The following is a 13974-nucleotide window of genomic DNA, read 5'->3' as shown; positions in this document are numbered from 1 at the left end:
CGGGTTCAAAAGGTACTTCGCAAGGAAGGAGGACTGGACCTGTCGCGGTTTGATGCCCAGGCGGCGGTCCAAGCGTAACGCCAATATCAGCCGTTCTTCTTCTACGAATATTTTACGACTGGGAGACCTGCGAGGGCGACGGCTCTGGCTTTGTAAACCTTCTAAGCCTGCGTCCGAATACCGCTTGGTCCATTTGCGCAGCGTCGGTCTGGAAATCCCGCAGCGGCGACAAACCAAACCTGCATCGCCGAGCTCTTCATAAAGCTGAACCCAGCCCAAACGTTTCTTCTGATCCGCATCCATCCAACACCATAACAGGTGAAATGATGTCTACGAACCACACAACTCAATGGAGTTGATCGAGCATGTGCCGCAGGTCAAAGGCCCGGTCTACCTTTGTGATGAAATCATGCGGGACGAACAGCCCCTCTATGTTCAGCACTCCCTTCACTGGGACATTCTCAGCTTCTTGAAGCAAGAAGATTTCACCGGACGGCGTCTGCTTGACTTTGGTCCGGGGAGTGGTGCTTCCAGCATGGTGCTCGCGCGGATGTTTCCCCAGGCAGAAATCGTTGGTGTGGAATTAGTGCCGGAGTTGGTCGAACTCGCTCGCCACCGGGCCAGGTTTTATGGTGTGGAAGCTCGCGTCACTTTTTCACTTTCACCTGAACCTAGCCGCCTGCCGACGGATATTGGTCAATTCGACTACATTATCTTCTCGGCGGTGTTCGAGCACCTTCTGCCCGAGGAGCGCGAGACGATGCTGCCGGTGCTCTGGTCTTATTTGAAAGAGGCCGGCATTATTTTTCTCGACCAGACGCCTTACCGCTGGTTCCCGGTCGAAATGCATACCACCGGGCTGCCCCTGATCAACTATCTGCCCGATGGATTGGCGTTTAGACTATCCCGCAGATTTTCGAAGCGGATCAAGCGCGATGTCTCATGGCAGGAGTTGCTGCGCAAGGGTATCCGTGGCGGAACGACTCAAGAGATCAGCAATATTCTGGATCGTAAGGGACGGCGGTCGGAATTTCTGGCTCCGTCGGAGCTCGGCGTAAAGGATGATATCGATCTATGGTACCGACGCTCAAGCAGCGTCCGAAAGGCCGGAACCAAAAAGCTGACGATCATGGCATTTCGTGCGTTGAAAGCTGTCACGGGCGCCACCATCCTGCCGACGCTGTCGTTGGCAATCAAGAAGGTTCAATAGAGTTAGTACACGGACTACGGTCGGGAAGTGATCACACTCTGCTCACTGACCGAATTGCCTCACTTTAATTTCGAAGCAGTGCTTCTCGCTGTCGTGGAGGCGGGATGCTGGCGTGACCCTTAATGATCTCGATAAGAGGCTGGCTTCAAACTCGGATCAGTTTGAATTCTCTCCCCGTGGCGCTCCAAAACATCTTCCTACTATTCTTTGTGGCGGGGCTTTTGTGATAAGCGAGTCAGCTCATACCTCTTTGAGAAACTCATATCTGGATGCGCTCTACCTCATCCAATGACACTTCATCGCCCGTTCGATCGTAGAGTTTGGTGGTTTTTGGATCAGAGTGCGCCGCCATGCCCTGCGCGTTTTCGAGCGCGCCACCGGCGTCCAGATAAGCTGTGATGCCGGTTGCCCGAAAGGAGTGATTGCCGATCTTTTCATGGATCCCCGCGTGGCGGGCGCGCCGCCGCACCATGTCCCAGGCTCGTTTACGATTAAATGGCCGTTTGGTAAGCCGTCCGAGGCGTCCATCTGCGGCACGGAAAAGAAACCCCTTGGAGTCCTCTTTCAATCCGGCCATCTCAATATAGTCATCCAGATAAGCCTCAAGAGTATGATGCACCGGCATTTCGTGCCGTTTGCCGCCTTTTTCCCGCAGCGAGAGCCACCAACGTTTTCCACGTGGGGCATAGTCCTCAACGCGCAAGGAGAGGGCGGCCGAGATCCGTGCAAAGGAAAAGACCATCAGGCCAATCAGAGCCCGATCCCGATAAGCGACTTCATTCTTGAGCTCGATCACATCGAGCAACAAGCGAGCCTGTTCGGGCACCAGGACCGGCGTCTTGCCGCGCAAGGTCGAGTGTTTGGGCCCACGCACCGCATGGGCCGGGTTGATGGCGAGAATCTGGCCAACGATCAGCCAGTCAAACAGCATCCTCAACGCTGCCAGGTGTTGCTTGACCGAAGGCGCTTCGTAGTTGACGGTCATGTTTTCGATGTAGGCCGCGACGTGGATCGGTTCGATATCGACGAGCTGACCAATGCCGGCGCGATCGCACCAGCCGAAGAACCGACGGCAAGCATGAATATAGGCTGTGCGGGTGTTGGGATTTCGGATAGTAACGGCAAAGAATTCCAAAAAGCGTTTCGCGGCCGCGTCGCCGGCATCGGCCACCAAGCGCGGGACGAGAGGCTCGTCGCCCACGGTGACAGCTGTAGTAGATTGCACGACGGGCAGATTGTCAGCGCTCAAGACAGTACCTCATGGACACCACAGTTAGACGGACATAACGTCCTTTATGTCCGTCTTATAGCACGAGTGCAAGAGCGGTGTCATTCCGTCAGGTGAACTCATTGGCCCAGCCGGACCGAGAGCGCACACTTGAGTATTACGGGGACCAATCGTTAGCGCACGCAACGGCTCCCTTGAATGGTGATCGAACGGCCAACCGTTCGTGCATGACTCGGGAGAAGTGGGGAGGCAATTCTCTAAGGTCTCTGCGATTGGATTAAGATGTCTTCTGATTAAGATGTCTTCTTAAGAGGATACTCGTGATGCGCTAAGCTGCCATCTACCAGCTCTTCAGTGAAGCTGTGACGGGGGGCTTTGCGCATAAGTTGAACCATAAAACTGCTCTCGATTGATTCGCTCCAAGAGTATCATCATCTGGCGGCAGTATTCGGTGATTTCGAGGCTAAGCTTTTCGAGCTGATGGGCGTCGGATGGAATCGCTTTAAGCTTCTCAGGCTCGTCCTTCCTCCCATTCTGATACACCTGAAACATTATCGGTGCGAGTGCAGTGTCTCCGGTATTAACAACCATCTGACCACGCACGATATAATGTCGAGCATCCTCGTAGACCCTAATGCGCTCAATGAGCGCGAGCATTTCCTCAGCGTATGCGTTTAGAGGGCCGGTCGTCTCGAACAACTTTTTCGTACGGGTAATCGTTGAATTCAGTGAGCGTGACGGGCCCGAGGTTACTTCGGCATATTCTGGTAGTAACCGGCAGCGCATGTTGAGATCTGTTAAAAGGAAATCGACATGCCCGAAGCTGCAAATGATTACGCCTCGTAACCACTCGGCATGGCGAATGAGATTGTTAGTACCAGTATTGATGTTCATCTTTCAATTCCTCATTGAGTGGTGACATCGCGTAGCTTGCGAACCAAATATCGATGCTCAGACAACGGAATGCATGCGTTGTGTATGCGGATGTTGCGTATATCAAGCAGACAAAATAAACAGCCTCGCCGTCTGATGGACGAAGAACCAGCTCTGTTCATAGGGCCTTCTGTTTTCTGCGATTTACTAGGTTGGTTTTTCATAGAGATGCATTCTGCGAGAACCGAAGGGCGCAACGACGACGATAAGGCAGGTGACATCTCGATTTTCGTCGCAAACCGCGGCGCACCGTTGGCGCCAACGGGCAATCCCGGCGCCAATCCGGCGGTCAGGCCGCTCGGCGGGACTCTGCCGGAAGCGTTTGCCGGAGTTGGGAAGCTGGTGACTGGTTTTCATGGTGCGCTCCATCAGATTCCGGTTCGACCGCTCGCGGATCACCTGTCCTTTGAACCCAGGTACTGGTGGTTCGCGTACTTGAAAGAATGTTTATACTAATCAATATATGTTTAAACATCTTTCGTTTACAAACCGTAAAATTAAGTGGGGTACTACGTCGAGACGGGGATATGCCCGCCGCGACCAGCGTCCACGATGATTGAACCAGGCAATTTCGAACTATCAATTGGCAAGCTGTATAGGATGCTGGCGAGGCTGTAGATTCTACCGCGCGGCGAACGACCTAAGTGATCTCATAGGCCTTAAAGTGTGCCCGCGCAGCGATCACACGTATAGCACTCGTCTTCATCAGGCCGGCCATGAACCGCGTGGCGGAGTTGTGAGCCGTTCCGAGACGCTTAGCGATCATCGGGAGCGAGACGAGCGGCTCCTGAAGCAGCATATCAATCACTGCCGGCAGGTGCGACGCACTGTGCCGCCCCTCCAGGCTACGGCGGAAAATCTTTTCCAAGAGCAATCCAGATCTCGGGGAACGATTCCAGGCTCTGTCAGAAAAAAGTGCGAGATCTGGGTTGCTCTTGGCAAATATTTTCAAACGGCATCGGTGACGCCACTCATCCAGGGCATGCCTTCGGTTGTGCTTGAAGACGTCGCGGAGGTTTAGTTGACGCTGAAGATTAAATAGCTGTGGACTGAGGCTTGGATGGCGGCGAATTTCTGCAAAGTCTGTGTATATCTGAACCTCGCCATCGACACTTCTCGTCAAAATAGCTGGTGTAAGTTTTCTGCCCGATTGTTTCTGCAGCGTTCGCATTCTTGCGTAGCCGAATAACTGATTGCCTTCAACGCTGCCCGTTATGAGCGAAGACGATCAGTGATAATCGTCTCAAGGCTAATGTCGACCATGATCGTGCAAAAGGTTCTCGACGTTGCGCAACGATAGCGGAAAGCGCACGTACATCATCGCTGTAGGCGAATGACTTTGTGCGATGTTTTGAGGTGTCGGAATGGTTTTTTTATCGATCAACGCTAAGACCGGCTGACCTAGTGCTCAACTCAACCTCCTCTGACATTGCTTCCTTAATCGAGCTGATGACTGAACCCGCAATCCCCAGTTGAGGATGGAATTTGGCGACATAGCAGCACGATTCAGGTATAAGAATCAGAGGTTGTCGTTGGATTGGAGTGAACGGGATGGCCCCCGATGAGTGAAAGCAAAACTGGGAGCCACAATTTGAATTCGACCGTTGGCTGAAGCTGAAGTTCCACGAATCGAAGGTCACGTCGGACGTGGGCCATGTTCCTTTTCGTAAACTCGATGACGCCCTCGGATTGATCGAGACAGCTGGTGGATAATGAGTTGTAAACTTCTACGAACAATCGCAGTTGGTGCTGTACTAACCGGACTCTCTCTTGTTGCAGCGAGCGGTCAATCGGCGCTCGCCATCTTAGGGGAACAGTCCCTCAGATTTGATGTCATGACTGTGGACGACGGTCTCTCCCACAGCGACGTGACCTCAGTGCTGCAAGACCCTCTCGGCTTCATTTGGGTCGGAACACGCGCCGGACTTAACCGTTATGACGGATCCCAAATTAAGACTTTTCTCAACGATCCGGAAAACTCCAACAGCATAGGCCACAATTGGGCTTGGAACCTGATGGTCGACAAGGATGGTATGCTTTGGTCGATTAGCTGGGGTGGCGGCCTAACAAGAATTGATCTCGAGCGAGAGAACTATAGCCACTTCAAGCATGACGATAGGGATCCGCATAGCCTGAGTAGCGACAATTGCTGGACCCTATTTCAGGACAGCACCGGCACCTTCTGGGTGGGCACTGAAGAGGGGCTCGATCGCCTTGATAAAGACGGCAAGACCTTCAGTCATTTTCGACACGATCCCGACAAGGAAGACAGCTTGGCCGGAAACTCAGTTTCCTCAATCCAGGAAGATGCGCAAGGACGGCTATGGATCGCCAGCTACGGCGGTGGGGTTTCCGTATTGGATCGCGAGCGCAAGTCGTTCAAGCGCTATGTCCACGCTGCCGACGATCCAAGCAGTCTCAGCGACAACAACATATGGAGCATGGTGATTGATCGAAGTGGGGATGTCTGGGTTGGCACAGAGAAGGGCCTCAACCGCTATATTTCCGACCAAGAGGGCTTTCGCCGTTACCAGCACGAACCCGGTAACAGCAGCAGCCTCGGCGCCAACCGCGTCTTGAATGTCTTTGAGGACAGCAAAGAGAGGCTTTGGGTCGGGACTTGGGAGGGCGGTCTCAGCGTGATGGACCAGGAATCGGAAACCTTCCAAACCGTGCCTTACAATCCGATCGACCCCGCGAGCCCGGCCAACGTAATTAGAATCATGGAGGATCGTGACGGTACTATTTGGATGGGAGCGCAGAATGGGCTGTTCAAGTACGATGCGGGGGAGCATCGCTTCTCGAAATATGAACACCAACCTTACAATCCGAATGGCCTGAGCGCGCCAGTCATAGATTCCTTCCATATGGATCAGGCCGGAAACCTGTGGATTGCGCCCTTAAATGGCGGATTGGATCGACTCGATCCGACCCGCCGGCATTACACCCACTTCCGACATGATCCGCAGGATAAGCAAAGCTTGTTGAGCGACCAAGTTCGCACCATTTTGGGTGATGGAGAAGGCGGACTTTGGCTCGCAACCGACACCGGCTTGGATCATTTCGATCCCGAAACAGGCCAATTCCAACCCCTATCCTCTGATCTTCCGGGAAGCGAAGGCCTTTCGAGCGGAAACATTCTGGATATGTCTGTTGATCCGGAGGGTGCGATCTGGGCCGCGATCTACGGTACCAGCGTGGACCGCTTCGAACCAAAAAGCGGTCGGGTCACGAGATTTCGCGTTGCCGATAACGATCCGACAAAGGGACTGGCAACAGTATGGAACCGTGTCGTGGAGGCGGCATCGGACGGAACCACCTGGACCGGTGGCGAAGGTGGGCTCAGCCGAATAGATCCGCAAACAGGCGAGGTTTGGAATGTCGACCCTGTAAAGAACGGTCTATCCGACTTAAACGTTTACTCCATTCACGAAGATCACTCGGGCACAATCTGGGTCGGCACCCTCGATGGGTTGAGTCGGTTTGAAGCAGAGACTCGATCGTTCAAGACCTACCGGGATACCAAAGGCGAGGTCGGCAGTCAGGTGATGGACATTCTCGATGATGCCGAGGGCAATATTTGGATTAGCACTAACAACGGTATCTCCCGCCTGGATCCCACGTCTGGCGAGTTTCGAACTTTCAATGTTTTTGATAACCTGCAAGGCAAGGTGTTCCGCTATCGGGCTGGTTATGCCAGCCCGCAGGGCGAGTTTTACTTTGGTGGTTTGTCGGGCTTTAACTCTTTCTTCCCGGCGAAGGTCGTCGACAATCCCAACCCGCCACAAGTCGTCTTCACCGATTTTCAAGTCAACAACAAGGATGTGTCTGTCAGCGCGTCGGGACCTCTCGAAAAAAGTGTTCCCTATGCCCAAACCGTCACACTGCGCCGCGATCAAAACTCCTTCGCGTTAGGCTTTTCTGCGATCAGCATGAGAACTCCCGAGAACACTCGCTATGCCCATATCCTGGAAGGCTTCGACAGCGATTGGCGTCTCGCAGGAGACAGCCGAAAAGTCACCTACACCAATCTCGACCCCGGCAGCTACACAATGCGGGTCAAAGCCGCCAATAACGACGGTTTGTGGAATGAAGAGTCGAGAGTCCTGAACGTGATTGTGCTACCGGCGTGGTGGGAAAGCCGACCGGCCTATGCCGCCTATGCTGTTGCCGCAGTCCTGCTGATTATGACGATCGTTCATCTGCGCACAGTTGCGTACCGGCGACAGGCGGTGCGATTGGAAGCGGACATCGAGGAAAGGACTTCGAGTCTCGCCAAAGAAATCGAAGAAAAGACGCAGATTGAAGGTGTCTTGCGACACACCAATGAGTTACTCGAAAAGGCGAACTCGAATTTGTCGGCGGCGAAGAACAAAGCCGAAGAGGCCAACCAGTCCAAAAGCAGATTTCTCGCGAACATCAGCCATGAAATTCGTACGCCCTTGAACACTATCCTCGGCTTTTCGGAGATCATGAGGCGTGACCAAGACTTGGACACGCATCAGCTAAATAATCTTACGACCATTTGCCGCAGCGGCGAACACCTTCTGACACTGATCAACAATGTCCTTGAAATGTCTACAATCGAGGTCGGCAAAGTTGTGATGCGTCCTTCACCTTTTGATCTCCATTTGCTTCTGCAGGACTTGCAAACCATGTTTGGCCCGCGCGCTCGGGAGAAGAATTTGTCGCTAGAAGTGTCTATCGACGAAACTGTCTCCCGGCACATAACCACCGACGAAGGAAAGCTCCGACAGATTTTAATCAATCTGTTGATCAACGCTTTTAAGTTTACCAGCAAAGGCGGTGTTTTTGTCACTGTGTCCGCGTTGCCGTATCAAAATGAGGGCATTAAGCTGTTGTTTGAGGTCGCTGACACAGGAGTTGGCATCCCAGTCAACGAATTGCACAAGGTTTTCCAGCCGTTCGAACAGGCTGGCCAAGGCGTCTCTGAGCAGGCAGGCACGGGGCTCGGCATGTCGATCAGCCGGGAGTATGCCAGAGTCATGGGCGGCGATCTTTCAGTCAGCAGTGAGGTGGGCGAAGGCAGTACCTTCCGCCTGGAGATCCAGGTAGCTGCAAGTAGCCCCGCGGTAATTACCGTCGAGTCCCCGCGGCGATTGGTTTCCAGGCTGGCGGACGACCAACCCTCTTTCAAGATCCTGATCGTCGATGACATGGAGACCAACCGGGAATTCTTGGCTCAACTCTTGGTCCCGCTCGGATTCTCGGCCGAGAAAGCGGCAAACGGTATCGAGGCGATCGAGGCCTTCGAAAACTGGTCGCCGGACCTAATTTTGATGGACCTGCGTATGCCCGAGATGGATGGTTTCCAAGCGATCGAGCGGATCCGGTCCTTGCCTGGCAGGACGAAGGTGCCGATCATCGCAGTGACAGCCCATGCCTTCGAGGAGGAGCGACAGGAAACCTTGCGGCGCGGTGCCGACGACGTTCTGTGCAAACCCCTGAACGCGCAATTGCTACTCGAGGCACTGCAGCGTCATCTTGGTGCGGAATATACATACGACGAAGCCCCGAAAACTGCAAAGCTTGCCGAGTCTGTAACTGCGCGTATCGAAGAGTACCGCCAGGCTTCACGATCCCTGCCAAAAGGCGTCGCCGAAAACATGAGAATCGCAGTGGAAAAGCTCGACATCAAGGGCATGGAAGCCTTGATTGGGTCTCTTCCTTCTGAGGATGAGGATTTTGCCGAAGTGCTTAGGCAACTCGTCGATGATTTCGAATGGGAAATCCTTGCCGACCTTCTTTACCTGCAAGATGATGGAAATGGCCGACTCCCTGTTTGAATTTGAAACTGGACGTATTCTGATTGTCGATGATTCGCCGGACAATCTTCGGGTGTTATCGCAGATCTTGCGCGCACGTGGTCACGATGTTTACCCGGCGAAGCGGGGTGAACTCGCTATCAGGGCCGCTCAGGCCACACTCCCAGAGTTAGTCCTTCTAGACGTGGTGATGCCCGGCATGGATGGCTACGAGGTCTGCCGCCGTCTCAAGGAAGATGATCGACTCGTTCATGTTCCAGTCATTTTTATCAGCGGGAAAACGGAATCAATTGACAAGGTTATGGGCTTCTCCATGGGTGCCGTGGATTTCGTTACCAAGCCCTTCTCAGCGGAAGAGGTTATCGCTCGGGTCGACACACACCTGAAGCTCTATCAATACCAGGTGGCGCTCTCAGCGGAAATCGAGGAGCGAAAGCGGGTCGAGCAGGCCTTGCGCGAAGCGGAAGCAGTGGCGCGAAAAGCTGCCGAAATAGCCGATCTTCGCTTTTTTGACGCCATGGACAGTACGCCCGATATGGTTCGGTTGTACGACAGCGATGATCGCGTGATCTATCAGAATGTCGTTGCCCGTCAACGATCTTTGGATCTCTTGGGACATGACTTTCTAGGCGCCACCTTTGAGGAGTTCCACCGGGCGCTGTTGTCACGCGGATTTCTGACTCAGGCAGTGGGACGCGAAGAGGAATGGCTGAAAAGATGCATGCAGCGGCATAGCAAGCCACCGAGCGTCACCAGGGTGCAAGTCAGCGATGTGACGAGCCACTGGCATGAGATACGCGAACTCCGGACACCTGATGGCGGCACACTAGTCATAACGGTTGACATCACCGAGTCCGTCCAGCGAGAGGAGCAACTTCGGCAGGCCCAGAAAATGGAAGCCGTTGGCCAACTTACGGCTGGCGTCGCGCACGATTTCAATAACCTGCTGACGGTGATTTCAGGCAATGCAGGCTTGCTCGCTGATCAGCTTGGTGCCGAACATTCGAGGCTAAATGCCTTGACGCGCGCGGCTCGGCGTGGCGCCGAACTCACACAACGCCTGCTGGCCTTCTCCCGTAAGCAAGTTCTGCGCCCGGAATCACTAAATGCCAACAATCTGCTTGCCGATACAACAGACTTGTTAGGCCGCACCCTGGGGGAGCATATCGAAATTGAGACCGTTACCGCAGCCAGTCTTTGGAATTGTGAGGTGGATTCGGCCCAACTTGAGAATGCCCTGATCAATCTAGCGATCAATGCCCGGGATGCCATGCCGGACGGAGGAAAATTGACCATGGAGACCGCGAATACCCGGCTCGACGAGCACTACGCGGCCGCCCAGGCCGACGTCAGCCCGGGTCAGTATGTTATGCTGGCGATCACAGATTCTGGGTGTGGGATGTCGCCTGAGAATCTCAAGCATGTGTTCGAGCCCTTCTTCACCACTAAGCCGTTAGGGTCTGGCAGCGGTCTCGGCCTCAGCATGGTTTACGGCTTCGTCAAGCAGTCGGGCGGACATATTTCGATCTATAGCGAGGAAGGTGACGGAACGACGATCAAGCTCTATTTGCCACGTTCAAGCGAGGTAGAAGCTGCCAAACCGAAACAAGCACTGGACGATGTGCCGACGGCCCATGGTGAGACCGTGCTGTTGGTCGAGGACGACGAGGACGTACGCGATTTCACGGTTTTTCTGCTGACTGGACTGGGTTATCGAACGATCGAGGCTGCAACCGGTGCAGCGGCCTTGGAGCAACTCGAAACGGCACACGATGTGGATTTACTCGTGACCGATGTGGTGTTGGCGGGTGGCATGAATGGGCGCGAACTAGCCACTGAGGCCAAACGTCGGCTGCCAAGGACTAAGGTACTCTACATGTCAGGTTATACCGAAAACGCCATCGTGCACCAAGGAAGGCTCGACTCGGATGCGGAATTTCTGCAGAAGCCTTTCGATCGAGAAGACTTCGCCAGAGCATTGCGACGGGTGCTTGACAGCTAATCGCGGTGCTGTGGGCTTGAGGGGAGCATCAACTGACGTGAGACGAAGCACGATAGAGACGTTTACTGTAATCGACTCTGCTAGAAGCTTTCTCTTAACTCATGCCGACTTCTGCAATAACTTCAGCTTCCAACTTCACCTGACCTCCCGAATGACATTGTGACAGTTTTAAGCAGAGGTCACGAGCATTAGGCAAACTGTGACTACTGCAGCTTGATCTGCATTCTTTTCACTGGTCGATGCAGCATCGGATTCTCAACGTCACAACTCCGCCGTCGGATTCTTGACCTGTTGCTCGACCCCATGATTATCTCGGTAACGCCGCATACCATGCAGTGTGGCGCTGCTACGATTGGCTGCAAGCTGAAGCTGCATTAAACCCCGGCGGCCAACACAACGGTAACGACCAGGATATGACTTTCAAATTTTGGATGGTTGGTATTGTCGCCCTCGCTGCCAGCGCGACCCTCCCGAACCTACACGGTATGTTGAGGATTCGGTCGATAGTTCTAAGTTTTGCAAGTTTAACGATATTCTGAACACCCTCTTTGGTCGTTTTATACCGTCTGAGAATTTCGTTCAACTGGTTCAAACTTGATGGAAGCGGCGGCATTATCATGAGTATGCCTTTTCCGTTTCTAATGTGCGTTCCAAAATGAAAAAGCCGTTGGCTGCTTCAATCACGCGGATGGTTTGGTAATCAGTTTCAAGCTGTTCGGAGCAAGGGTGGACAAGGTAGAAAACACCAGGCGCTGTAGAAATATCCACGGTAACCTCGACGCTTTCACCGACATCGCACAGCGATTGCACCTTCGCAAAGCTCTTCAGTTGACGAGCATTCTCGATGTTTTTGGTCCGACCACCCTGCCCTGCTAGTTTGAGACCAAAGAAACACGCCTGACCAACGAAAAGTCTTCCTTAAACTGGATTGGTCCACTGAACCTTTCCGGCGCGCAAACTGCGTCGATCGAGAGGCTTACATGACTATAGCCGATGGCTGCTTCGATAATATTTGGGTCGATGCTGCCCTGCGTCCGACACCCAACCTCAATTAATTTCGTGCCATCAGTCGTGATGATCACCTCGTGATGCGCTGCCTCTTCGTCAATACCAAGGGCGTCGAGCACCGTCAGTACATAGTTTGACAAGATGGTCTGAACGGTTCCTTCAAGAAGAAGAAGCTGCTCGCAGCTATAGGCAATACCGTGCGCAACTTTCTGTCGGGTATCTGACCAGATCTCGCTGACGAGATGGTTACCACCCGCGCTCACCAAGGTGGGACCGATACGTTCAAGTTGATTACTGATGATCGCACTGCGGATATCAATTGTTTTGCGAACGGTTTTGATGGCTGCATCATGTTTTTGCGGTTCCTCCATTTGGACGCCGATGACGTCTAACTCTTGATGAACGATCTGGTTGCGTTTTGCCTGTTGTGCGAGAAGCGTCGTGCACCTGTGTTCATTCACTTTGGTGGACAAGAGCCATTGCAACGACGTCAAAAAACTCTTCGTCGACTAACACGGCGTTGCGCAGAACACCTTCTTTGACGAATCCAGCTTTCTCGGATAGTGCAATTGCTCGAAAATTGTCTGCGCGGACATCAAGTTCGATGCGGGAAAAGCCGACCTCCGTCGCGCATTCGATCGCCAACTGAATAAGTCTCGCACCTAAACCGTTACCGCGAAACTCTGGGATGATTCCAATACCAAGCGTTCCGCGATGCGCGTGAGATTGAAAATGGTGTCGTCGGATATCACACCAACCCACAACCTCACCTTCAAATGACGCAATCAGGTGCGGACTGCCCTGCTTATTATTGCTGAATACAAATTCTCTGACCTCCTCTAGCGGGGGTGATTGAAAGTAATTCAGGTACTTTCTTTCACGCGCAACTCTATCGAGTGCCTGATGAAAACTTTCGATGTTTTCAGTTTTAATAGGCTTAATAAAAATTTTTGCTGTCATCTACGTTCACTCGCGGTGTGTTTGAGGATAAACGCCTATAATTTCGTTTTTCATTGCAAAGTTTCAGCCTGGCCAAAGTGACATGAGCTTGTTTGCTTGAGGCATGCGTATTCATCGTATGAAGATGTGGCAAAGCTCGCTACGGGCTGACGCTGCAAGAATTTACGTTGGCAAAGGGACAGCATACTTATCTTGCTTTCCATCACAAGACGATGGTGACACAGGAACGATCGAATTCTACATGCCGGTAAGCTTGCGACTGACGGAGCGTCCGCACAATTTTCTCGAACACAACCAACAGATCCACATTGTTTATGCTGATTCGAACGATCCGGCAGGTCTTTTCGTTCAAAGCAAGAAAAACGCCGGTCGTGATGACCGACTGAACGACTTCGACGAGATCCTGTTCAGGCGTCTCACCGTTCAGCAGGCGCGGCGACAAAACGATGTTGTTGATACTCGTATAGCAGGCATCCTTGTCGTGTGTATTTATGAGCATTCTGACAAAAACGGCATCATAGTTGTCTATGCCGTCAAGTATGGCGTGCGCCGATTTTTGGTCGCTTGACAGACAACCCGCGATTTCTTCGATCCGATGCATTAGCAAGGTGCGACAGGAGGTGGAGCCCTCTTCCCTGTCGCTGCATTGTTTTGCCCATAAAGATTTTATCTGTGGCCAAATTTCTCGAGACAATTCGAGATGAATTTTCATAACTGAACGCTGCCTCCATTGTGAAGGAATGGTGCGGGTGTTTTCGAGTCCGGTGCTGCTATTGCCGTTACCACAATCAACTCTTCACTGGGCGTCGATTGCGATTCAAATGTCGACGCTCAGACAATGGAGTGA

11 protein-coding genes and 1 pseudogene are annotated in these 13974 nt (G+C 52.9%); 4 read left to right on the top strand and 8 right to left on the bottom strand.

Annotated elements, in window-relative coordinates; all coding sequences use genetic code 11:
- Positions 1-48 precede the first annotated feature (48 nt).
- Positions 49-303, bottom strand: a pseudogene (locus tag QMZ18_RS35090) (helix-turn-helix domain-containing protein); the annotation flags it as partial.
- A gap of 46 nt (positions 304-349) precedes the next feature.
- Between QMZ18_RS35090 and QMZ18_RS35085 the strand changes: the two are divergent.
- Positions 350-1210 carry a bifunctional 2-polyprenyl-6-hydroxyphenol methylase/3-demethylubiquinol 3-O-methyltransferase UbiG gene (locus QMZ18_RS35085; RefSeq protein WP_282611113.1) on the top strand — a complete coding sequence of 287 codons (861 nt, stop codon included), beginning with the start codon at positions 350-352 and terminating at the stop codon, positions 1208-1210.
- Positions 1211-1469: 259 nt separating this feature from the next.
- Here QMZ18_RS35085 and QMZ18_RS35080 read toward each other — a convergent pair whose 3' ends face one another.
- The 4 genes from QMZ18_RS35080 to QMZ18_RS35065 form a co-directional block, all read right to left on the bottom strand.
- Positions 1470-2459 (bottom strand): tyrosine-type recombinase/integrase, encoded by a 990-nt coding sequence (locus QMZ18_RS35080; RefSeq protein ID WP_282611112.1) that lies wholly within the window; start codon positions 2457-2459, stop codon positions 1470-1472.
- Positions 2460-2789: 330 nt separating this feature from the next.
- Positions 2790-3332, bottom strand: a complete 543-nt coding sequence (locus QMZ18_RS35075) for a hypothetical protein (protein ID WP_282611111.1) — start codon at positions 3330-3332, stop codon at positions 2790-2792.
- 186 nt (positions 3333-3518) lie between these two features.
- Positions 3519-3728 carry a hypothetical protein gene (locus tag QMZ18_RS35070; protein ID WP_282611110.1) on the bottom strand — a complete coding sequence of 70 codons (210 nt, stop codon included), beginning with the start codon at positions 3726-3728 and terminating at the stop codon, positions 3519-3521.
- A 283-nt stretch (positions 3729-4011) separates the two neighbouring features.
- Positions 4012-4239 carry a helix-turn-helix domain-containing protein gene (locus tag QMZ18_RS35065; RefSeq protein WP_282611109.1) on the bottom strand — a complete coding sequence of 76 codons (228 nt, stop codon included), beginning with the start codon at positions 4237-4239 and terminating at the stop codon, positions 4012-4014.
- 967 nt (positions 4240-5206) lie between these two features.
- On the opposite strand from QMZ18_RS35065, the gene QMZ18_RS35060 reads away from it, so the two are divergent.
- Positions 5207-9178, top strand: a complete 3972-nt coding sequence (locus tag QMZ18_RS35060) for a hybrid sensor histidine kinase/response regulator (RefSeq protein ID WP_282611108.1) — start codon at positions 5207-5209, stop codon at positions 9176-9178.
- Positions 9105-11159, top strand: coding sequence for a response regulator (locus QMZ18_RS35055; RefSeq protein WP_282611107.1), 2055 nt, complete (start codon positions 9105-9107; stop codon positions 11157-11159). The genes QMZ18_RS35060 and QMZ18_RS35055 overlap by 74 nt, the downstream gene beginning before the upstream one ends.
- 615 nt (positions 11160-11774) lie before the next feature.
- On the opposite strand, the gene QMZ18_RS35050 is transcribed toward QMZ18_RS35055, so the two are convergent.
- From QMZ18_RS35050 to QMZ18_RS35040, 3 genes are all read right to left on the bottom strand, one after another.
- Entirely contained in the window at positions 11775-11969 is a 195-nt protein-coding gene (locus tag QMZ18_RS35050) for a hypothetical protein (protein WP_282611106.1), read from the bottom strand.
- A 62-nt stretch (positions 11970-12031) separates the two neighbouring features.
- Positions 12032-12661 carry a hypothetical protein gene (locus QMZ18_RS35045; RefSeq protein WP_282611105.1) on the bottom strand — a complete coding sequence of 210 codons (630 nt, stop codon included), beginning with the start codon at positions 12659-12661 and terminating at the stop codon, positions 12032-12034.
- Complete coding sequence (locus tag QMZ18_RS35040; protein ID WP_282611104.1) at positions 12621-13127, bottom strand: GNAT family N-acetyltransferase; 507 nt, start codon at positions 13125-13127, stop codon at positions 12621-12623. Before QMZ18_RS35040 ends, QMZ18_RS35045 begins: the two co-directional genes overlap by 41 nt.
- 118 nt (positions 13128-13245) lie before the next feature.
- Here QMZ18_RS35040 and QMZ18_RS35035 point away from each other — a divergent pair, with 118 nt between their 5' ends.
- Positions 13246-13695 carry a hypothetical protein gene (locus tag QMZ18_RS35035; protein ID WP_282611103.1) on the top strand — a complete coding sequence of 150 codons (450 nt, stop codon included), beginning with the start codon at positions 13246-13248 and terminating at the stop codon, positions 13693-13695.
- Positions 13696-13974 lie beyond the last annotated feature (279 nt).

Source organism: Pelagibius sp. Alg239-R121, from assembly GCF_947331435.1.
Lineage (GTDB): Bacteria > Pseudomonadota > Alphaproteobacteria > Kiloniellales > Kiloniellaceae > Denitrobaculum.
Note: the sequence above shows the minus strand (reverse complement) of the source record. Positions and strands in the feature narration are given on the sequence as shown.

Coding starts and splice junctions, on each gene's coding strand:
- QMZ18_RS35035 (WP_282611103.1), top strand. CDS start 13,246: ATGAAGATGTGGCAAAGCTCGCTACGGGCTGACGCTGCAAGAATTTAC.
- QMZ18_RS35070 (WP_282611110.1), bottom strand. CDS start 3,728: ATGAAAACCAGTCACCAGCTTCCCAACTCCGGCAAACGCTTCCGGCAG.
- QMZ18_RS35060 (WP_282611108.1), top strand. CDS start 5,207: ATGACTGTGGACGACGGTCTCTCCCACAGCGACGTGACCTCAGTGCTG.
- QMZ18_RS35085 (WP_282611113.1), top strand. CDS start 350: ATGGAGTTGATCGAGCATGTGCCGCAGGTCAAAGGCCCGGTCTACCTT.
- QMZ18_RS35075 (WP_282611111.1), bottom strand. CDS start 3,332: ATGAACATCAATACTGGTACTAACAATCTCATTCGCCATGCCGAGTGG.
- QMZ18_RS35055 (WP_282611107.1), top strand. CDS start 9,105: ATGATTTCGAATGGGAAATCCTTGCCGACCTTCTTTACCTGCAAGATG.
- QMZ18_RS35040 (WP_282611104.1), bottom strand. CDS start 13,127: ATGACAGCAAAAATTTTTATTAAGCCTATTAAAACTGAAAACATCGAA.